This window comes from Salmonella sp. WC3 (assembly GCF_042932255.1).
In the GTDB taxonomy this organism is placed as follows: domain Bacteria; phylum Pseudomonadota; class Gammaproteobacteria; order Enterobacterales; family Enterobacteriaceae; genus Salmonella; species Salmonella enterica.
In genome coordinates, this window is record NZ_CP170629.1 from 2,792,197 (window position 1) to 2,812,020 (window position 19,824).

Here is a 19,824-nt window from a genome sequence, read left to right on the forward strand (position 1 = left end):
TTTTTGACTGGCGCTTTTGCGTACGTTGACTACGCTGAAAAATGGACGACTAAACTGGTCGTACCACAATTAGCGTATTAACGGAGAGCACGATGATGAAAACCAGTGTGCGCATTGGCGCTTTTGAAATCGACGATGCCGAATTACATGGCGAATCGCCGGGGGAGCGAACGTTAACTATCCCCTGTAAATCCGATCCGGATTTATGTATGCAACTGGATGCTTGGGATGCCGAAACCAGCGTTCCCGCCATTCTCAACGGGGAACATTCCGTTTTGTTCCGTACTCATTACGATCCTCAATCTGATGCCTGGGTCATGCGTCTTGCCTGACTCAAAAAGAACCCGTCGCCAGGCGGGTTATTTATTCTTCCTTTTCTCATTTCCCCCCTGCGCTAACCTCTCCTACACTATCGTGTAAAGTAGTTAACATTGAGGATGTAATGTTCGCGCTGGTACTTTTTGTATGTTACCTGGATGGAGGATGCGAGGATATTGTCGTGGACATCTACGATACCGAGCAGCAATGTCTTTATTCGATGGACGATCAACGGATTCGCCATGGCGGCTGTTTTCCGGTAGAGGATTTTATCGACGGCTTCTGGCGACCTGCGCAGCAATATAGCGATTTTTAACCCTGGTCGCTGATACCGCTATTGTATCCGCGCTAACGTCAATTGCCCGCCAAATATCGCGCCCGTATCAATATAGTGTACGTTGGCGAAATCCATGCGCCGGCGCAACGGCGTATGGCCAAACCAAAAATGATCGGCTCCGCTAATCCCGCCGCGCTTATTTATGAGCCGTTCGCGGCTCCAGAGAACCTGATGTAAATCGACCTTTTTTTGCCATTGATAGGTTGTCGCGGGGTAATCAGCATGAGCGATCACATGCGTGCTATGGCGGCAGCGAACTTCCAGTATCCAGGGCAGCCGCTGACAAAGGATAAAAAGCGCTTCAGCTTGCGCAGCGTGTTCAGCGGTCAGGCGGGTAAACCAGTCGCCACCATTCATCAACCACAGCGTCGACTGCGATGAGGCCCGCGCATCCAGCGCCATTTGTTCATGATTGCCGCGAACCGCCGTCATCCAGGACTCACGCAGTAAAGCCAGGCAACCCAGGCTGTTCGGGCCTCTATCAATGAGATCGCCCACAGAAACTAACAAGTCTTGTTGCGGATCAAATCGACACTCACGTAACCTTTTCATTAACATTGAAAAACAGCCGTGAATATCGCCAACCACCCAGACATGCCGCCAATTCTTTGCCTCTATTCGCTGATAAATCTCTTCAGGCCGCATCATGTTTTTCCTGTCGTTCATTATCCAGGACAGATATAAAAAGATAGCGTGTGCAGATTTTTTTGCTTAGTAAGCGTGCGCTGTTGTAAATAGCGAATTTCACCATTAGCGAGTAAATGCTTTGTTATCATCGCAATAAAATATAACTGGCTGCGCCAGGGGAGGGTTATCCCCTGGCGCAGCGAGCTACTCACTATCGCCTGTTCACCTTCAATACTCTTCCTCCTTAAAAACATATCGGAAACATAAACCACATCGCCTCAGCACACGATATAGCACACTCTTTAGCGGAGTGATCCTCAAGGCAAACCAGCGCCAATGCAGGTGTCGTTACCGTGGCGACCATCGCCCCCACAAACAGGCGCAGCACAATTTTTTTTAAAGGCAGCATAACCTCTCCTGACAGTTAACAGACCATTAATCCTTATCGAGACATCATCCGTGCGCGGGTATCATAAACTTAACAACACGCAGCGTTTCAAAAAAATCTGTCTGGTTATACCGGCATTTAGAGTAATAACAATTATTTTAAGTTTTAAGTGTATCCATTTGATTTTTATATTAAAATAAATATGACGACGTTTTGTTAAAAGCGTCGCCATAAAAATGAATATATAGTTTCAGAAAATCTGCTATTAATTCATATGGTTAATAGCAGTATTGTATTTACTACCTTCAGGAGGCATTCTGAAGATACTTATTCGCAATATTTTCTATAGTTAACTGAAATTGTTGTGGCGTTGGCATCGTCCCCTTATTAAACAGCGGCGTAACCTCTTTCATAACGATTTTCTCAGCATACGCTTTAAAAGATATCTGCTGATTATGATTTATAAACATATGCGGATATTTAATACTCGCGGAAGCAATGAGGGGGACGACAAAAGGATTCGCCCCTGCCCCACCTGGAGTAAATACGCCATTTTTTATCTCCCCAGGTAGCCCCGCATTCTGCGCAGCCTCTCCTATCTCTTTCAGAAAGGGGGTAATACTGACCCCTTTACTGATGAGTAATTTACAACATTGATCTTTATTATTACTGTACACGGCTGATAATATGGCTTCGCATGTCTGACGAGCATAGGCCGGATCTTTACTCGCATTACCTTTGATATCCAGACTATTGAGCTTTTGCAGCATAAAATCTTTAACAGTTTTACTGGTTAATACCGCCCTACCCTCAGAAGCGTTCCCACGATGAAAATGGGTAGTCGGTATGTCTGTTTGTTGATGCAGGCTAAAACGATCTGACAGACTCGTCGACAGGCTGATAAAGCTATTTCTAACGGCAGTAATACTTTTTGCAAAAATGTCCTTCTCCGTTGTTTTTTCTTTTACTGGTTCAACGTCACTTCTATGGATTCTGTAGTGCTGGGTGGATAGTGTTATGTTAGTCACGGTAGTTCTCCTTTTAGATAACTATGCATAGCTACACTTTGTTTATATTTCTTGCTTTCAAAAAATAGCCACCTTCTCCACAACCATTTCTACTCATTGATATTTATAAATTTTATTTTTCTGATGGATTTTGTTCTTCTGTCACTTAGCCTGTTTTTTTTCGGCGCAAGGTGATCGACTTTTATCGAGAAACATTTTTATCGGGACAATCCTGAACAGACAAAACATCACTTCAATTCAACTACTGCGTCACACAAAACATTCATGAATATTATTATTTATGCTGATGTTGTTACGATTTTGCCCCCATTCGCAGGCTGGCTACCAATTATCCTGCCAGCGAGTTAGCCGCTTTTTCAAAACCTATAAAGTCGCCACGCCAAACCTCTCCGCCACTGTAATCCTTATCTAAACATCAATTAATTAACTGATTTTTATATATTATGACTTTTCATGGCGTTCAGAAAAACTACAAATGAAATGGATTGACTCATCTATTAGTGGTCAAAAAAACGCGCTACGAGAAATAATCAGTAACAATTGCAACACTATTCCAATCATAACGTAAACTATATGATACCAGGCGATTATTATTGCTTTTAGGTAACATCTTTGTATGGCTGCTTTTAAGCAACAATACTCTAATACAACATTATAACTTACAATAGGTTAACAAATGGAATTACAGCTTATGTTTAACCACTTTTTCGAGCGCGTCAGAAAGGATGCAAATTTCAACGCATTTCTAATCGATCTGGAATATAATAATATCGCTTATTACATCTATTTTGTTGCTACCGGCAATGTGAAAATTATCACTCATGCAGGCCACTTCATTTCTATTAAAAGCAATAGAAAGCTGATTAAAGTCAATTCAACACCAAATACGGAATTAATAAAATTGACTTCAGCTAAACACTTTTCGGGGGAGCATTCCTATGAAAAATACTGTACTGATCTGGCAACGGCAGGCGTTTTTAAATGGATTGTTGAATTAAACCAAAAAACTCGACAATACTGGTCGAAAGACAACCAATTATTATATATAGAAAATGTGGTCATGCCGCTTTAACAAGCCAGGGTAATAATAGCGTCAGTCGTGACATCCGGCGTGTTACGACTGCGGGTTATCCAATTTAGAGACCATAATGAGAGTCTGACTGCGAGAGTTACCCTGTGCAGTCCGACCGACGCAGCAACGTTTGACACGATTCTCGACAACAGCATCTTCTGGTGCAGGAGAAATGATATTCAAAGCGATATCGACTAAAAGCTCAAAATATTTGCCTGCTATTTATATTCTATCTAATTAATACCCTCCAGGAAGTGTGGCATAATTGCAGAATCTGTCAGAATTCCGGGAGCATACCGGAGCGTAATCGAAAAAACATCTGGAGATGTATGAGCAAGGATGAAATCAGTTATCAAATTCTTTACCGGTACTCTCTGGAAAAGCTGTACAGTACTCTGACCAGAAGAGTAGATAACGTGTTGTCATTCGCCCTCATTTTTCTCGGGGTCGGCGTCACCATAAACGTCGGGAGTCCCTTTATTCTGGGGCCAGGCATTGTGGGTATCGCCATACTAAAAAGAGTACTCCGCTTCGGCACGCGATCAGCCCAGGCCGACCGGCAGTCCCGCGCCTGGCTGAAACTTTTTAATACTCAGCACCGCTTTCCTTCAGATAAAACACTGTTCCTTGCCTTCACATCGCTTGAGCAAGACGCGAGTGAAGTATGGTCCATGCTTATTGGTCCTGCCATCGTCATGACTGAGACCGCCCTCGGAAAAACGCCCATTGAGCCATTGACGGCGGGTGAAAAACTCTGTGCATTTTTGAGCGGCGCGACGAAATCCCAGCTAGCAGATCGCAATTGACCTGTCTTCTAAACGCCTGTGCCATACCACAGAGATTTAGTACAAAATTAATTAATGGAGTACTAACGCTGTCAGCAGGTTTCTCTGAGTGAAAGATTCGTATTATACGCACAGCCCAGTTTACAGTTTATATAACAGCGCTATATGTTTTTGTATCCGTACCATGCCGCCTACAAGCGGCTGTCTGAGTACCTCTAACCGTGCCAGGGGGTATTAGCTCAAATGTGAGCTGACATATCTATGGCACAGCGCCAAACCTAATCTGACTGTCCGCCCTGTGCCAGAAGCGGACGCTGAACATGGTGTGTACAGGCCAACAATACGATATATTTTAAAGCTACCTGATTGCAGCTTTCATAAGGCTATGGGTATTCAAATGTAGCAAAGCTATAAATCAGGCTTAATTAAATAATGCCTTTGCGAACCTACTTTAGGAAAGTCCGGTAGCGACATTTGAAGTATATAACCCTGTTTTTCATAAAAAGGGAGAGCCTGGAAGCTAAAGGTATCTACAAGTCCATGAACACAGCCTTTCCGCAAACTTTTTTTTCGGCCATCGCCATAAGTTGACTCCCCAGACCGCGGCTCCTTGCAGATTCACTTACCCAAAGATAGTCGATGCAAAGCCACGGACCTTTTCTGTCAGCAATTAATCCGCCTACCATTTCGCCGCTTTCGTTTCTGCAGTAGACCCCAAGCTGCCCATTTTTACTAAAATCGACGAACTGAGCATTGTAGCTTCTTAATCCGGCTAATAGTTCTTCTTTATCAAATTCAGTAAGTTGATGTGTAATTTGAATGTCCATACATATCCAATTGAACAAGTTTGCATTTGGAATATAACGTTATAAATAAGTTAATTAAATGTATCAATAGAAAGTTTATTTTTACTCCTGCGGGGCAGGTCACGTCCGCTACTCGCTTAAAGCAAACTGTCAGTTGGAGTCTGAGCTGGTACAATTAATGTGCCACTGGTTAGAAATCAGTAATACGATTTTATCAGGCTGATACTCTGGCCTGTCAGGATTTGAGGTATCCACCCGGTTTACCAGCCCACTGTATTTGGCACCAGTGGAACCCACTTCCCGATCCAGGATATCCAGTATCCACCGCCGAACCTCTTTCCCCAAAAGATATGAGCAACCTCAAGCGCCTTGTCTGGATGATGACCACGGTATGAAGTTTGATAACGCGTGGAATCAGGGCGTTTGGTACGCTCTCCGTTCAGCAACTGGACGCCCTTCTCCCCAGCCTTTCAGCGTTGAAGATTTGCCAGCGCTGGGTGAAGAGTGTAGGCGAATTATGAAAATCACTTCTGCCGTTTATACTTCGAAAAAGACGTTATCAGAAAGGTGGTTCGCAAGCGCGGAGTTATTAAACCTTTACTTAACGAAATACGGTTTAAGTTGCTTGAATTGCAGCAGAAAGAAAACGACGGCTTGCTGATGCTGGACAAATTAAGCAAGCATGGCATCAATGGACTGATACGCCGTCAATAAAAGGAAGGGTGCATGGACGATCCCGTCACATCACCAATCACAACAGAAGAGCACAAAACAACATTTCACAGTGTAAAGGATAAAACACGATGCCATTTTCAATCAAAAACATATGTTCAGGTCCAAAAGGACATTGCCCAGAAATCTCCAGCCCTATACAGGACAAGCCAGTACCGAGGAATTGCACACTGACCTCAACAACATGCGATATACAGAGCTATACAGTATTCAGCAGATGGTCCTGCAGTTATGAAATGCGCCCACCCGGTGCAGAAGAAAGAACCCCACGACTAAAATTCTCAGCGACGGAGCTCTCATGGCTATCTAAAACAATAGAAACAGAGAGGCGCAACACAAAAGAATGAGCCTGTCAGTAATTCTGTGTAACTGCCCAGTTATTAAAGGTGATCGCTCAGGCGGTCACCGAACTCGATAATAAAACGGCTCATCGCCAGCCGCCAGTTCTGGATCGGCATACTCCATTTTTTGACGCATCCTTGATCGCCAGATAAATAACTTTTCGTACTGAGTCATCCGTCGGGAACACCTTGCGTTTCTTAATCGCGGCACGGATCACGCAGTTCAGGGATTAGATTGCGTTTGTGGTGTAGATGGCCTTGCGGATATCCGGCGGATAACTGAAGAGCGTATTGAGGTTTTCCCAGTGCGCACGCCAGCTTTTGCTGATTTGCGGATATTTATCGTCCCGGGCTTTCGCGAACGCATCCATCGCCATCAGTGCCGCCTCTTCGGTCGGGGCCTGAGGCCGCTGGTGGCGACTTTGTAGCCTTTCCAGGCTACGTATTTCAGACTGTTACGCACCATGTGGATACTGCACAGCTGGATATGGGGCTGCGGGAAGACGCTGTTTATCGCATCCGGGAAGCCCTTCAGACCATCCACACAGGCAATCAGGATGTCCTGAACGCCCCGGGTTTTCAGCTCCGTCAGCACGCTTAGCCAGAACTTTTCGCCTTCATTTTCGGCCAGCCACATACCCAGTAACTCTTTCTGGCCTTCGGTGTTGATACCCAGTGCCAGGAAGACGGCTTTGTTGATTACGCTGCCATTCTGACGGACTTTGACGACAATGCAGTCCATATAAACAATGGGGTACAGCGCATCCGGTTGCCGGTTTTGCCTCTCAGTGACCTGCTCTTTTACGGCGTCGGTGACTTTAGATATCAGCGAGGGTGACACATTGGCGTCGTACATCTCTTTGAAGGTGGCGACGATTTCGCGGGTAGTCATGCCTTTGGCGTAGAGGGATAAAATTTGGCTGTCCATCTGCGTAATGCGCGTCTGGTGCTTCTTAAGCAGCTGTGGTTCGAAGGTGTTTTCACGGTCACGCGGTGTGTTGAGTTCTATCTCGCCGTCATCGCACAACACCGTTTTGGACGAGTAGCCATTACGGGTGTTTGAGCCTGTTTTGGGCGCATTTTTCTCATACCCGGGGTGGTCAGCCAGCTCCGCATTGAGCACCGTTTCGACGGTTAATTTCGCCAGCATACGGGAAAACGAATTGAGGTCGGCTTCGGTTTTAAGGCCTTTAGCCAGTTCAACCGCAAGGGCTTTGAGTTTCTTTTCGTCCATAATTGCCTGTCTCCGTTACTGGAGTGAACATATCAAAAACAGGCAATTACACAATTTTACTTACAGTCTCAGTTCAGTCACATTATTGATGAGCGACTGTACGTTAAGCAAATCAAGACCGGGATGAAAATCGCTCTGCCACTTTCGCTCAACCTTCCTTCCATGGGTTTACGCCTCAGTACGGTGATTGAGCGTTGCCGCCTGGTAAGCCGTAGCGAATACCTTATCAGCGCTGGCATACGCAAAAACAGCCCGAACGGGAGTATTCATCCTAATAGCCTGACTAAAAAATTTGTTGCGGCACGAAAATTGACCGGAATAAATTTCAGTGAAAACCCACCGCCGTTTCACGAGATCCGCAGCTTATCCGGACGACTGTATAAAGACGCTTACGGCGAAGGGTTTGCTCAGAAACTCCTGGGACATACTTCAGAGAACACAACAAAAATATACCTTGATGGACGTGACGAAAAGGCATACATGATGCTCTTATTTTCTGTTTTAAAAATGTTAAATCAGGTTTTATCGTGGTATAAAGAAAAAAGACCGAATACAGAAATTCGGACGTATTTCGGGCCATTTTGCGTATAAATCCCCCGACCAAACAAACTCACTGCCCAATACATCTCTCCCCTCTTCCATTGGGGGACTCTCGATGCCAAATACCCATGTAGACGAAGGCTTAATAGTGATGCCAACAAAAGCGATCGCGAAAAGTTGAACAGGTGGCTAGTTTCAGATTAAACACATTGGTTAGTCATCCTGAACAAGTAAAATCCGCCGCAACTGGCAACCATTCAATACTCGCACTATCGAACGATCGCCAGCTTGCCGCAGCCCGTTCTTGCATACGATGTGGCTGCGGTTCCATTACATCAGGAATGTGAAAATCGGGATAAACCTGCCACTTAACCTGAAGCAGGTCTTCATAGCGGGTGGTATACCGAGGCGAAAGCATTTCTCGCTTCATAGCCCACGGTTGCAGCATCCCCCACCCGGCGAAGTACAGCGTCCCCTTCCCGTCTTTTGCGTTAAGATGGTCCAGTACGTCCATCAGCTTCGCACTACCGGCGCGCGGCGCGTTATGTAAAATCACAGATTATCCTGCGATCGTGAAAATTCCCCCTGTCGCCGTCGGCGTATTAGCCGCCGGGGGGAGTAGCCAGGTACCTTTCCACGTCAGCCTGGAATGTGAGTCCGGCGCCGTATCCAGCCCCCGTCCAACCATTAGTGCCGCCAATATCGCAATGGGGTTTGTCGTTAATCAACCAACCGCCGTGGCGGTGGCTCGTCGCCTGGGGATAACCGCATCCGCAGGCGGTCTGTCGTGGCTACTGGACGCCCATTATGGCGACCCCGGCGTAGCTTCCGGAGTGGGAATTCGCATCTATAACGATGCCGGTACGCCGATTAATCTGTTGCCCGATCGTATCAGGACGGGCATCGGCAACGCCCGAGGCTGGTATGGCTATAAAGATTTAACCACACGGGTATCATCCGGTTCAGTAGAAACCTACAGCGGTGATTTTACTGCCTCACTTGAGGCGATCGGCGGACAAACAGTAACAGCAGGAAGCGTTAATGCGCAATTACAGGCATCGCGTCGTAGTGTGTCTGGCATCTATATTACGTTATAAACTGTTTTGCTCTGGTAACCCATTATGTTCTGCGGCTACGTAATGGGTTTTACAAGCTCTGGTGATGAATCTGACTCAGAACAAATTCTTCCAGGTAGCCGTACGGCCAGGAGAAGTAATTTAGAAGCGGATCACAATTTTGTTAATTGATTATATTTTATCCCAAATGGCGCCAGTATTAAGGTCGCCATATAAAAACATTCTATTACAACGAGTTATCTCCTCCTGCCTCCGCCCCGGCGCAAAGCTATAGTTTTTTCTATCTCCTTGTGAAACAAACAATTATTCTTGCTATGGCGCTGATTAACAATCGTTCGCGGGCAACGTACATTCAGCGAGTTTCAGAGCTTCCTGACGGAATTCAGCCGGTGCTGTTTCTGGGGCTTCTTACTGGTTGATACAGATCCTGCCTCTTACTTGAGAATTTACTCATTTAGCCGTATGTCCATTATGGGTGGATAAGATCATTTATCATCGTAAGGGTTGAAAGCGATAAGTTAAACCTGTCCTGGCTCAACAAGGGACCCGACTAATGATGAGCTCTTCATCTTCAAGGCGTTTTATGCCTTCCAGCAAGAATAGACATTAAATCGACAACTGCTGCCAGGTCTTACAGGCGCAGTGGACAATCGTGTGGTAACAGCCTGAGTCATTTATTATTTTTCTCATTCAGCATAACTGCGTCTTCTGATAGAGAAATTTTTATCTAAACATATAAAAAACACAGTGAAGAAAACGCTACTTTTTTCTAGCTAAAAAGCTAAATTAATTTTTTTACGGAGAGGATCTTATGCGCAAGGTGTCGATATCTATATTATTCATGCTAGTTTCACTGACTTGGGGGACTACATGGTTGGCCATGCGAATTGCCGTTGAAACTATCCCTCCAGTGTTTGCAACCGGAATGAGGTTTATGTTTGCAGCACCTTTTTTAATCATCATTGCATGGTTAAGAAAAAAAACACTGTTGTTTCCTCCCGGACAACGATTATTCCAGTTTGTGATATGCATCTTTTATTTTTGCATTCCTTTCTCACTAATGATTTATGGTGAAACCTATGTCAACTCTGGGCTTGCCGCCATTATCTTTGCGAATATGCCTGTGGCCGTTTTGATAGCATCGGTTTTGTTTCTAAATGAAAAAGCGAAACTAATGCAGATCGCGGGCTTAACTATCGCAATCACTGCATTGACGGGGATACTTCTTGAAGAAACGAATACAAGTACAGAGAGTCACTGGCAGGGTATCACTGCGCTTATTTCTGCTGTGTTAATCCATGCCATAATATATACACAATGTAAGAAAAGAAGTTGTACTGTCTCTGTTATCACATTTAATGCGCTCCCGTGCCTTTTAGCTGGGTTGATACTTTCTGCGACAGGATGGTTTTTTGAAAGACCACAAGTATCAACCTTCTCAGTACACTCAATATTAGCTACCCTGTATCTCGGGGCTTTTGCCGGAGTTTTTGGTATCCTGTGCTACTTTGCGCTTCAGCAAAAGGCTAATGCCTTCCAGGCTTCGCTTGTATTTCTTATCTTTCCGCTGATTGCGGTAAGTCTGGAAGACTATATTTATGGATATGCTATTTCAACACACTCAATGCTGCTTATTATACCATTAGTTATCGGGATATTTCTTACTCTTGTCGCCAGAAATATCCCTGTAACCAGCAGATGCCGGGATAACTCATCACAGAAATAATCGATTTATAATAACGCAAATAATTCCTGATGCCTTACTGAGCTCCGGCTAATGCGGGGTGGATAAGCTGGAATACAGACCCGGTAATACACAGCGATTATATTAACAAGCAATGTAATAAAGGAGTTTTTTATGTTCATGTTTCTGCCATTCTTGCTTGCACTGAGCGTGGCAATGGGGGCCATAAACAGAAAGGATAAAGTCAGCTACATTCTGTGGGCCGTTTTACTCATCGTCACTATTTTATCATTCATTCATCATATGACCAATTCGCTGACTTTGTCATTTTAAGGAGTGTGTATGAAAACGCATCATCATCCAACAACATTTGTTCATCTGATTAATCAGGTGGGACTCCTTGGGATATGCGTTGCTCTGGTTGTAGCCTTTTATTATCAACTCGTTAGGCATGAGCTGCCTTGTCCAATTTGCTTATTACAGCGGGCTGGCCTCATCATCGCCGGTTTTGGCTTTTTATTTAACCTCTGCTTTGGTCTACGAGGTATACATTACGGGATGGTAATTATTGGCAGTATCCTGACCGGAGTTATGGCATCCCGGCAAATATGTTTGCATATCATGCCCGGTGACACAGGATATGGTTCTGCATTTTTTGGATTACACTTTTATACCTGGACTCTGATTACGTCAATTCTGATTATTATTGCTGTTGCGGTGGTTCTGGCAATCAGTAGCATGAATGTTGCATTTCGTTCATTGAATATTAATCCGGACCTGTTCAGTATTGTCGGTTGGGTATTTCTGTTACTGATTACTGCCAACCTTATTTCAACTGTACTGGAATGTGGCGGAGGGGAATGTGCTGCTAACCCGGTCACATATAACCTACTGTCGAAACAGGATATTGCCTTTCTGAAAACAGGCCTCCTGACGAGGGCAGTTCTCCGGTTATGACGCACTTTTAAAATGACTGATTGGTAAATATATAGCAAGCACCTGTCTTGTAGAAATTGGAATGGTTATGGGCTAACACGGAAGTTACAGTAACATTGAAATGTTGCAATAACAGGAATCAAACTTACAACCTTCGCATTACGAATTAGTAGAATCACATTTAACTAACTGTTTCAAATACACATTTCCGCATTCACATTGCTCAACTCAATGGCACATGATGTTAGAAATAGAATGATGCTTCACCATGTTTGACACAAAAATGGCACACCCTATAAAGCATCCACAGCACATATTTGGGTGGCACGCACCGTGGAAATACTGCATTACCCTAACACAGGGAATTTTCTGTACAGCGTCGACAGCCCCGCATCATAAATAATCGCTACCTGCTGTCGCGGTACTCCTGCCCTAATAAGGCACCCTGCCTGCGCCCATTGCTCCGGCGTCAGTTTTGGCCTACGGCCACCAATGTAGTGGCACTGTAGTGGCACACTGGGTACTGAAGCAATGGCCACAACTGGCGCTTGATGCTATCAGCCAGATAACCTTCCAGATGGATAACAAACATAGCAGCTATCCTGTCTGTATCGGATTTGTAAAACCAGACGTTGACCATCTTCATCAAGGTTAAAGGAACAAAGAGCTCTTTAAAGTAACTCTTTGTTCCATTACGATAGTTTAAATATGATGTTCTGAATGGGCCTTCACTACATGAACAGGAAAGGCTCGGGATAACCACTTCTCAGACATTAAAAGCAAATGAGAAAACCAAGGGGGCCTAAACCTGCCGCCAGGGAACAAACCTCTGCACATTCTTTAGTGCTACCACCGTCCCCTAAGCACCCAGAGCGAACGCTGGCTGGGCAGCAGACGACAACAGCAGAAGAGTTGTTATGAATAAAACTTTACGTGATTTAATAAGAGAAAACATATTATTACCCTCATAGTAAGCAGTATTAAATAAGCCGGGATATATCTGATGTTCAATCAGTCCCTCATATAGGGTTAGCACCATAGCGAGTCGTTTTCACAAAAAACACAGACTGTTGAAACTTTATTTATCACTTTGACATTTGCAATACATGACACATGATTAGCTTCAGCCGCCATTATAGGGAAAGCTCCATTTCCATACTCATTTACTCACTTCTCCCTGCGGAAAAAGAAATGCAGTATAGCCAGCGTGGTGCTTTTGCTGAAACCAGGCGCGAGCAACACGGCAATGATGATCGGCGTCAGAATGAGTTCGGAATCGGCATTGGCAAACAAGGCGCACAGTCGTTAATACCCACCAGCAGTTCCGGCAGGACTGCGACAATGTCGTAAGAGAGGCCTTCAGCCAGGCAAAACAGCTCTACGGTGCGCCCCGGCTTGCTGAGGAAGTGAACCTGGGGCCTGAGGTACAATGTAAAAACGATAGCGTCCAGCCTGCGCCGTCAGGGGCTGCGGCGATCTCAGTCCGGAACAATTTGAAAACCAGAACCTCGCTTAAGGCTGTGTCCACAATACGCGGACAGGATCAAAACTGTTAGTGTGGCAGGCTTACAAGAATGAAGTGAAGTTGATTGATATAACAAACACTCCTGATAATGTTAACTGGCCTGTTCCTCCGGGGGGGCGAGCCAGCCATGATTTGAAAAGCACATGAAATCACTTTCACATGAATTAATTTACATTGGAAATAAAATATAATAGTGCTTATCATTTTTATTTAAGTTAAATATTTTATAAATGGTTTTTATTTACTCACCTGATGGTAATGAATAACGTTTAATATCTATAGTAAAGGATGCTGTAACCGTAAGGATAGTGTGCCACAATTTAACAGGTAACATATTATGAAACACGTTAAGAGCGTATTTTTAGCAATGGAATATTACCATCTTCACTATATTCTGCTCTTACAATAGCGGCAGACTCTCAAGATCATAAAAAAGAAGAAACAATTAAGCCAATGCCTCAAAAGTGGTGTAATCTTTGGCCTGCTGACATACCCTTCCCTGAAGATTGGTTTAAAATGTGTAGAGGTTATTGAGTATAAATTTAATATACTAACCAGTAACCATATCAGTTATGACAGACAGGCCTTCTTCATATTTGCTATAAATAAGGCCTGAGCTTTCCTGACAAATTATAAACTACTGGCTGGTTTCTCCGGCCAGACAGGCTTTAAAGTATCAACACGGTTTACCTGTACCCGGTACTTTCTCCATGCCAGAAGAGAAGCTTTTTCTTTATTGGTTGCTTCGTCCAGATCCACTGCATCCTGTAACGGCGCGATTTTTTCAGACGTTATTTGCAGGAGTCTGTTTTTCGTTCCTTCAGCTTCACGAAGTCTGGCTGCGGCCTCCGCAGCTTCATCATTCATCCAGACCTGAGCCTTACTATCCCATTTTTTGTATCCACCACCTGGTGAAACTGATGTGACGTTTTCAGGTAGCGGACCAAGATCGGAGATATAAACCTGATTGCCGGTTGTTGTGTCGTAAACCGTCTCGCCGCGGTGATCCTCCTGCAGACTCCACGTTTGGGTTTCAGCGTCAAAAACAGCAATATGACTGGAGGGAATATCAGGAGGGGCTATATCAGTACAATTTGCCGGGCGACGCTGTCCGGGGGGACCTAACCACATCCGGCCCCCATTGCAGGGAATACCACTGATTTAATTTTCCGGTCTTCTCCGGCGCTTTTATTGTGCTGAAAAATTGCCAGTAACGCAGCCCGTGTTGCATTATAAACCGCGTCGGTGCCGTCAATAATCAGCGGAACGCGCATCATCGGGGCGTGAACCAGCCACGGATGTTTACTGTTACCCGTTTCAATAACAAAGGCGGTGCCGACGGGCTGTTCCCCCAGGTATTCACGGATGATATTTTGCTGTACCCGTTCCTGTAATTGCGACCCGAAATATGCCGTAATAGCAGCATCCACACCGCCGTCCATAAGACCAAAGGTTTCCGCATTACCGTCTGCGTCCACAATAACGACGTGTCCGTGTGGACCGATATACATGGTGTGCTCGTGTCCTCCGATATAAACTGTATGCGCATGGTCGCCAGCGGCCTGTGTCCACGCACCACCTCCTAGCTGAAATGAAGTGTGATTGGAATCTCCCCAGTATGAGTTGATATAACCGCCGAACTGGTTAGTATGATTGCCCGTGGTATTGGTCGATTTCGTGCCGTAATCAAAGGATGAGGTAGTTTTTGTCCCTAAGTCGATATCCTGCGCCCGCGCGGTGTACGAGTGCGATTTGTTGCCGTCCATCTCCTGAGAAAGTACAGCTCGCCCACTGGCGGGTTTACCTTTGATTGTCCAGCCTCACATGTCAGGGAGAATGCCGGACGGATACGCTATAGCCAGTAACGGGTAAGCAGATTTATCAAACGATTGCCCCTGCATCAGGGCGTAACCTGCCGGAGTAGCATCAGACGGCCATGCTATCGCCGCCCCTACTGGATACGAATCCGGTGGCGGATTTAGTGAGGTGTAGAACATCGCCCATTCTGACCACTCAGCGTCGGCGGTATCTCGATGGCTGCGAATATATGCAGGTGCAGGAGCACCATTAACCCCACTCCATCCGATTAATACTCTCCATCACCGGTTCCGGTCAGACGCAAAATATTCCCGTATTGCGTTGGGTAACCGTTATTGTAAACCTCGCCCATTATCAGGCCGCTATCACTGCCTCTTGTCGTACCAGTCAGTGCCGGAAGCCCGCCGCGTGATGCCAGTCTGTTCGCTGCAACAGCCGTACCTGATGCAGGGAGCGCTCCGATATTTTGTACAAACAGCGGCTTTTCCGGAATATCGCCACCGTTCTGTGATTTTTGTAACGCATCGGCGGCATGATTTATCGTTTCCCGTAAACCAACGTATTCGATAAAACCATCAGCGCTTTTTCCTGACAGCGCCGTCAGGGTTTCGTCCAGCGGCTGCTTGCCCGCCAGTTTATTCAGTACCGTGATGGCAAAGTTCGGATCGTTTCCCAACGCGTCAGCCAGTTCCTGCAGGGTGTCCAGCGCTTCCGGCGCAGAACCAACCAACTGCGCCACTTTCGCAACCACAAACGCTGCCGTGGCAATTTCAATACCTGCAGCTGTGGTTTCCGGCATTGGTGCCGTTGGCGTACCGGTCAGTGCCGGACTGTCCAGCGGGGCTTTGGTCTGTACCTCCCCCATACACCACCATGTTTTCCATCGCTGGCTGGAACCAGTCGCCGCAGTGTGGACAGGGCCAGTACCACCGACGGCGATCGCCCCGGTTATAAAGAGAAAGAATGCCTGTCGTGGGTGGGGCCTCGTGCGGCGAAGAACGCCGCCATTTCACATCGGTGATTTCCCGACCAGGCGAACTCTCTGCCAGTGTCATCCCCGCAGACATAAAGGTGGTGGTACGTTTGGATGCCAGGGAAAAACCATCTCCCTCGCCATCGATATCTTCAGGGAAACGGTCATAGTCGGTCAGCGCCACCCGCTTGTAATCCGACGAAGAAAAAACGGTTATGGACGGCCAGCCAATTTGCAGGAATGAACCATCACGAAACATTTTATCGTGAACGTTGTTGTCATTTCGGGAAGGACTGAGACGCTAACGTGTCATCCCAAGGAACCGCCGTATTGGCACCGCGGGGAACAAACATAAATTGTTTTATTCCTTCCGCTACCGGCATTCTGCGTGGAGGCCTGAGATATTCAGCAACCTCCCGGCGTACTGCCGCTGCGGAGCCATATTTATTCCCCGTCATCGTCTGCGGTCTCCTGTATTGCCTTAACTAACAGTATTCTGGCCTCATCCACCACATCCTGGGCCTCGTTTAGCTGATCCGCAGACCATCCCTTATCCCTTTCCAGTTTCTCCGACCAGACTTCAAGTACCTGCGTAATGGCCTTGACTATCGCCGCCATTTGTTGACGGACTTCCGGCAACGGGACGACCTGCTTCATCTCTTTTTCCAGCCAGAAACGCCCCTTTTCGGAGTCAAACCAGTTCTTACGCTCTTTTGGAGTCATTTTATTCGGGTCCTGATGTTCAGCAGCCTGGGAAACGGGCGTTTCCATCAGTACGCGGATCACATCCGTCAGGAGATACAGCTTGTTTTTTTCATTGCTTCCCGGTGCCAGGGGAACGCCCGAGAGGCGACTGACAACCGTCTGTCGATGTAACCCTGTAATAGCGGCAAGCTGACAGATATTGCATTTGAGGTTCTTCAGTTCGCCGTCCATTTTTACCTCTGGGGCTGTTTCTTAGCGCGCCTTCCCCCGGAAAAACAAAACATAATGAACAAAAAACATACAAACCATCATCTTTTAAAAATAAATGACATTAAAACAGAGAGTTACAACATGATGATGATGCATGAAAAATCAAAAATGCGCCAAATCCCGCGCCGCTGCCGCCCCGTGGCAGGCCGCCCCGCCGGGAGTACCTTTTTAAAATGCGAACAATTATCAACAACTACCACTTAATGATTATTTATTTCATTTTTCGATATTGATTATCATTTTCAATAACAACACACAGAGAACATAAATGAAAAATATCATCACTATTATCGTAGCCATTATTATCGTTTTTTATGCAGGTATGTGGTCGCAGAAATTCCTGATGGAAGATGAGTGCCTTGATTCAGGTGGTTCATACAATGCAAATGGAATTTGCAATATTGCAGGCAGTCATCAGGATGTTCCCCCGAAGTAAGCAGAATGCTTTTTAAATTCGTTACCCACCTCTACAAATAAGGAGGCGAATGGTCACTAAAATTAAAATCCATTGCAGAAGAATTTCCGGAAAGTTGTTATTCCAGCACCCCGACAGGTTATTCAGACAGATTTCAGCTATATCAAAACTGAGTGAGTACTTATCAGTTTCATCTGGTGAAAAACCTGTTCTTATTCATCTGGTTCCATCTGATGATATGTAGTCACTTTTTTACAGCAATATTACAGAGGGAGTTTCAATGCCTCCTGTAATTATTTGACTCTCTCACCGAATCATATACTCGTTCACACGTCATTCCTGCCCGGTAGCGCTCGTCAGCGATTCCAGCATAATGTTTAGCTTCTTCTGCAATATCTCCGAGCATGTTGGCAAGCATTCTGGCGTCGGCGTTGGTTGTTTTGCTTCTGACGGCAGCAGCAAGATTTGCGGTGTGCTTTGCGGCGTCCAGGCGGGTGGCAAGTTTTTTTTGCTTCGGTACGCAGCTGGCTAACAGTGGCAGACAGGCCAGCAGCAGTGGCAGCAGATTTAGCGGCTTGCGCTTGTGCATCTTTCACAGCCTCATCACGGGCAATAACGCGGCCCTGTTCAATAATACGGGCGGCGATCTGGGCGTTGACTTCCTGAGAGGATTCAGTGCTGTCGCGATCTGCCCATTTTTTTTGCCAGCCCCTGTCACTCCAGACATTACCGGCGATAAACGCACCAGCCATCAGCAAAATAAACACCAGCTGCAACCAGTATCTTTTCAGAAGAGCAGATAACAGACTCATACCAGCACCGATTTTGCTTTCTCAAAGCGCTCCCGCCGATCACCGATGCCGTTCCGCCCTCCGTTGATGATCTGCGTAACTCGTACCAAGTCGCCGGAATATTTCAGACACCCTTTAGTCACAAAAAGCCACGCTGCGGATCGGGCGGCATGACGTTCTAGCTCAAGCTGTCCTGGATTCGCCACTAGATCCAGTTTCAGTGCAACGCCACATCTGGTGTAATTCTCCAGCCCGGTAATCCTGATCTTCGCCGAACGTGGTGCGAAAGCTTTCTTGCCGTTCATGGCGTTCGCGATCCGGACTGGTACGAATATGTGCCTGATAACACCCCAACAACCCATTAAGAAAATGCAGCAAGGCTTAGTCAGGCGGGCAAATGTCTGCGGGATATTGAGGCAGGGAGATTTCAGTGTGATGAAGAAAAACAGCAACCGACAGGCGAACTGGCAGATGAACCAGCAACGCCTGAAGCAGTGGAACAGGACACAACTGAACATCATCCGGACCCACAGCCGCTGGAGAATGAACCACCTGTAAGCCAGACAGAAGCAGGCTACCAGAAAATACGGGCAGAACTGCACGAAGCACGTAAAAACATTCCACCCAAAAACCCGGTTGATGTTGGTAAACAACTGGCAGCCGCGCGCGGTGAATATGTCGAAGACATCAGCGACCCGAACGATCCGAAGTGGGTTCATAACAATTACAGCGCCTCAAATCAGGGTGAAAAAGAAGAAGTGGTGCCGGAGGAAAAACAACCAGCAGCAGAGCCGGAGGCTGTCACCAGAAACGCGGACGGGACTTTCGATGTATCAGCGCTATTCCCGCCCCCCTCAAACCAGACCGAAAAAACGGAAGCCAGAACAGAAAGAGATGGAGAAACGCCGAAAGAGAGCAACCAGCAGGAAACGGCTGGCGATACAGGACAGGAAATTACAACGGACGGTGGATCAGGTACTGGCGGTGATGAAGCTGGCGAAGCGGCAGATCCCGTAGAAAACGGAAATTTCACTGTCCCTGATAATATACAGCCAGGTATTTACTATGACATCCCTAACGAGGCGTATCACGCTGGCCCCGGCGTCAGTAAATCACAGCTTGACGATATCGCAGACACACCAGCAATTTATCTGTGGCGTAAAAATGCCCCCGTGGACACGGAGAAAACAAAGACTCTCGATACAGGAACGGCTTTTCACTGCCGGATACTGGAACCAGAGGAGTTCAGTAAACGCTTCATCATCGCTCCGGAATTTAACCGCCGTACCAGCGCAGGAAAAGAAGAAGAGAAAACCTTTCTGGAAGAGTGCGCCCGGACAGGAAGAACCGTGCTTACGGCAGAAGAAGGCCGGAAAATCGAACTTATGTACCAGAGTGTGATGGCGTTAACCAAGTGCATTGC

At 46.2% G+C, this 19,824-nt stretch carries 18 protein-coding genes and 15 pseudogenes; 17 read left to right on the plus strand and 16 right to left on the minus strand.

Annotation, left to right across the window (positions count from 1 at the left end; translation table 11 throughout):
• Positions 1–95: 95 nt before the first annotated feature.
• Together ACFK9X_RS13520 and ACFK9X_RS13525 are read left to right on the plus strand one after the other, a co-directional pair.
• Positions 96–332, plus strand: coding sequence for a YebV family protein (locus ACFK9X_RS13520; RefSeq protein ID WP_161126831.1), 237 nt, complete (start codon positions 96–98; stop codon positions 330–332).
• Between the two features lie 110 nt (positions 333–442).
• The gene (locus tag ACFK9X_RS13525; RefSeq protein WP_000457838.1) at positions 443–634 is read left to right on the plus strand and encodes a YebW family protein; all 192 of its coding nucleotides are present in this window, start codon (positions 443–445) and stop codon (positions 632–634) included.
• 18 nt (positions 635–652) lie between these two features.
• Here ACFK9X_RS13525 and pphA read toward each other — a convergent pair whose 3' ends face one another.
• The 4 genes from pphA to sopE2 all read right to left on the minus strand — a co-directional run bounded on the left by pphA (position 653) and on the right by sopE2 (position 2,698).
• Positions 653–1,303 (minus strand): protein-serine/threonine phosphatase, encoded by a 651-nt coding sequence (gene pphA, locus ACFK9X_RS13530; protein WP_151116724.1) that lies wholly within the window; start codon positions 1,301–1,303, stop codon positions 653–655.
• Positions 1,304–1,320: 17 nt separating this feature from the next.
• Positions 1,321–1,536, minus strand: coding sequence for a hypothetical protein (locus ACFK9X_RS13535; protein WP_001574231.1), 216 nt, complete (start codon positions 1,534–1,536; stop codon positions 1,321–1,323).
• Positions 1,527–1,691: a hypothetical protein gene (locus ACFK9X_RS13540; RefSeq protein WP_151116726.1), complete on the minus strand. Its 165-nt coding sequence runs from the start codon at positions 1,689–1,691 to the stop codon at positions 1,527–1,529. The genes ACFK9X_RS13535 and ACFK9X_RS13540 overlap by 10 nt, the downstream gene beginning before the upstream one ends.
• A gap of 284 nt (positions 1,692–1,975) precedes the next feature.
• Positions 1,976–2,698, minus strand: a complete 723-nt coding sequence (sopE2, locus tag ACFK9X_RS13545) for an SPI-1 type III secretion system guanine nucleotide exchange factor SopE2 (RefSeq protein WP_151116728.1) — start codon at positions 2,696–2,698, stop codon at positions 1,976–1,978.
• A gap of 676 nt (positions 2,699–3,374) precedes the next feature.
• Here sopE2 and ACFK9X_RS13550 point away from each other — a divergent pair.
• The gene (locus tag ACFK9X_RS13550) at positions 3,375–3,770 is read left to right on the plus strand and encodes a DUF1398 domain-containing protein (protein WP_000422877.1); all 396 of its coding nucleotides are present in this window, start codon (positions 3,375–3,377) and stop codon (positions 3,768–3,770) included.
• Positions 3,771–4,099: 329 nt separating this feature from the next.
• Positions 4,100–4,576, plus strand: coding sequence for a hypothetical protein (locus ACFK9X_RS13555; RefSeq protein ID WP_000030942.1), 477 nt, complete (start codon positions 4,100–4,102; stop codon positions 4,574–4,576).
• A 387-nt stretch (positions 4,577–4,963) separates the two neighbouring features.
• Here ACFK9X_RS13555 and ACFK9X_RS13560 read toward each other — a convergent pair.
• Positions 4,964–5,382, minus strand: a pseudogene (locus ACFK9X_RS13560) (GNAT family N-acetyltransferase).
• Positions 5,383–5,752: 370 nt separating this feature from the next.
• Here ACFK9X_RS13560 and ACFK9X_RS13565 point away from each other — a divergent pair.
• Together ACFK9X_RS13565 and ACFK9X_RS13570 are read left to right on the plus strand one after the other, a co-directional pair.
• Entirely contained in the window at positions 5,753–6,022 is a 270-nt protein-coding gene (locus ACFK9X_RS13565; protein ID WP_011233024.1) for a hypothetical protein, read from the plus strand.
• Between the two features lie 165 nt (positions 6,023–6,187).
• The gene (locus tag ACFK9X_RS13570) at positions 6,188–6,328 is read left to right on the plus strand and encodes a hypothetical protein (RefSeq protein WP_001617922.1); all 141 of its coding nucleotides are present in this window, start codon (positions 6,188–6,190) and stop codon (positions 6,326–6,328) included.
• Positions 6,329–6,473: 145 nt separating this feature from the next.
• Here the strand turns inward: ACFK9X_RS13570 and ACFK9X_RS13575 are convergent.
• Positions 6,474–7,668 (minus strand): annotated as a pseudogene (locus ACFK9X_RS13575) (IS256 family transposase).
• A 69-nt stretch (positions 7,669–7,737) separates the two neighbouring features.
• Here ACFK9X_RS13575 and ACFK9X_RS13580 point away from each other — a divergent pair.
• A pseudogene (locus ACFK9X_RS13580) lies at positions 7,738–8,157 on the plus strand (tyrosine-type recombinase/integrase); the annotation flags it as partial.
• A gap of 418 nt (positions 8,158–8,575) precedes the next feature.
• Here the strand turns inward: ACFK9X_RS13580 and ACFK9X_RS13585 are convergent.
• Positions 8,576–8,752, minus strand: a pseudogene (locus ACFK9X_RS13585) (DUF4113 domain-containing protein); the annotation flags it as partial.
• Here ACFK9X_RS13585 and ACFK9X_RS13590 point away from each other — a divergent pair.
• From ACFK9X_RS13590 to ACFK9X_RS13605, 4 genes and pseudogenes are all read left to right on the plus strand, one after another.
• Positions 8,739–9,305 (plus strand): annotated as a pseudogene (locus tag ACFK9X_RS13590) (fimbrial protein); the annotation flags it as partial. The pseudogenes ACFK9X_RS13585 and ACFK9X_RS13590 sit on opposite strands and share 14 nt — an antisense overlap.
• 790 nt (positions 9,306–10,095) lie before the next feature.
• Positions 10,096–11,010, plus strand: a complete 915-nt coding sequence (locus ACFK9X_RS13595; RefSeq protein WP_001233445.1) for a DMT family transporter — start codon at positions 10,096–10,098, stop codon at positions 11,008–11,010.
• 132 nt (positions 11,011–11,142) lie between these two features.
• Positions 11,143–11,301, plus strand: a complete 159-nt coding sequence (locus tag ACFK9X_RS13600) for a DUF5993 family protein (RefSeq protein ID WP_000480735.1) — start codon at positions 11,143–11,145, stop codon at positions 11,299–11,301.
• Positions 11,302–11,310: 9 nt separating this feature from the next.
• Complete coding sequence (locus tag ACFK9X_RS13605) at positions 11,311–11,925, plus strand: disulfide bond formation protein B (RefSeq protein WP_151116735.1); 615 nt, start codon at positions 11,311–11,313, stop codon at positions 11,923–11,925.
• A gap of 326 nt (positions 11,926–12,251) precedes the next feature.
• Here ACFK9X_RS13605 and ACFK9X_RS13610 read toward each other — a convergent pair.
• Positions 12,252–12,398, minus strand: a pseudogene (locus tag ACFK9X_RS13610) (helix-turn-helix domain-containing protein); the annotation flags it as partial.
• Between the two features lie 14 nt (positions 12,399–12,412).
• On the opposite strand from ACFK9X_RS13610, the gene ACFK9X_RS13615 reads away from it, so the two are divergent.
• The gene (locus ACFK9X_RS13615; RefSeq protein ID WP_000951652.1) at positions 12,413–12,559 is read left to right on the plus strand and encodes a hypothetical protein; all 147 of its coding nucleotides are present in this window, start codon (positions 12,413–12,415) and stop codon (positions 12,557–12,559) included.
• Positions 12,560–13,071: 512 nt separating this feature from the next.
• On the opposite strand, the gene ACFK9X_RS13620 is transcribed toward ACFK9X_RS13615, so the two are convergent.
• A complete protein-coding gene (locus tag ACFK9X_RS13620; protein WP_000457876.1) occupies positions 13,072–13,197 on the minus strand; it encodes a hypothetical protein in 126 nt (41 codons plus the stop codon).
• Here ACFK9X_RS13620 and ACFK9X_RS13625 point away from each other — a divergent pair.
• Both ACFK9X_RS13625 and ACFK9X_RS13630 read left to right on the plus strand, forming a co-directional pair.
• Positions 13,188–13,389: pseudogene (locus tag ACFK9X_RS13625) on the plus strand (IS3 family transposase); the annotation flags it as partial. The gene ACFK9X_RS13620 and the pseudogene ACFK9X_RS13625 overlap by 10 nt on opposite strands.
• 377 nt (positions 13,390–13,766) lie before the next feature.
• Positions 13,767–13,963, plus strand: a pseudogene (locus ACFK9X_RS13630) (PagK family vesicle-borne virulence factor).
• Positions 13,964–14,059: 96 nt separating this feature from the next.
• Here the strand turns inward: ACFK9X_RS13630 and ACFK9X_RS13635 are convergent.
• From ACFK9X_RS13635 to ACFK9X_RS13655, 5 genes and pseudogenes are all read right to left on the minus strand, one after another.
• A pseudogene (locus tag ACFK9X_RS13635) lies at positions 14,060–14,548 on the minus strand (tail fiber assembly protein); the annotation flags it as partial.
• Between the two features lie 5 nt (positions 14,549–14,553).
• Positions 14,554–14,889: pseudogene (locus ACFK9X_RS13640) on the minus strand (macro domain-containing protein); the annotation flags it as partial.
• Positions 14,881–16,112: pseudogene (locus tag ACFK9X_RS13645) on the minus strand (tail fiber protein); the annotation flags it as partial. The pseudogenes ACFK9X_RS13645 and ACFK9X_RS13640, both read right to left, overlap by 9 nt.
• Positions 16,075–16,678, minus strand: a pseudogene (locus ACFK9X_RS13650) (phage terminase large subunit family protein); the annotation flags it as partial. The pseudogenes ACFK9X_RS13650 and ACFK9X_RS13645, both read right to left, overlap by 38 nt.
• Positions 16,665–17,156 carry a DUF1441 family protein gene (locus ACFK9X_RS13655; RefSeq protein WP_151116741.1) on the minus strand — a complete coding sequence of 164 codons (492 nt, stop codon included), beginning with the start codon at positions 17,154–17,156 and terminating at the stop codon, positions 16,665–16,667. The pseudogene ACFK9X_RS13650 and the gene ACFK9X_RS13655, both read right to left, overlap by 14 nt.
• Before the next feature lie 54 nt (positions 17,157–17,210).
• Between ACFK9X_RS13655 and ACFK9X_RS13660 the strand changes: the two genes are divergently transcribed.
• Both ACFK9X_RS13660 and ACFK9X_RS13665 read left to right on the plus strand, forming a co-directional pair.
• On the plus strand, positions 17,211–17,399 hold the full coding sequence (locus ACFK9X_RS13660) for a hypothetical protein (RefSeq protein ID WP_080078290.1): 189 nt from the start codon (positions 17,211–17,213) through the stop codon (positions 17,397–17,399).
• A 64-nt stretch (positions 17,400–17,463) separates the two neighbouring features.
• On the plus strand, positions 17,464–17,631 hold the full coding sequence (locus ACFK9X_RS13665; protein WP_151116743.1) for a lytic enzyme: 168 nt from the start codon (positions 17,464–17,466) through the stop codon (positions 17,629–17,631).
• Between the two features lie 256 nt (positions 17,632–17,887).
• On the opposite strand, the pseudogene ACFK9X_RS13670 reads toward ACFK9X_RS13665, so the two are convergent.
• Together ACFK9X_RS13670 and ACFK9X_RS13675 are read right to left on the minus strand one after the other, a co-directional pair.
• Positions 17,888–18,422 (minus strand): annotated as a pseudogene (locus ACFK9X_RS13670) (DUF2514 domain-containing protein).
• A pseudogene (locus ACFK9X_RS13675) lies at positions 18,419–18,667 on the minus strand (glycoside hydrolase family 19 protein); the annotation flags it as partial. The pseudogenes ACFK9X_RS13670 and ACFK9X_RS13675, both read right to left, overlap by 4 nt.
• A 138-nt stretch (positions 18,668–18,805) precedes the next feature.
• Here ACFK9X_RS13675 and ACFK9X_RS13680 point away from each other — a divergent pair.
• A pseudogene (locus ACFK9X_RS13680) lies at positions 18,806–19,810 on the plus strand (exonuclease VIII); the annotation flags it as partial.
• Between the last annotated feature and the right edge of the window lie 14 nt (positions 19,811–19,824).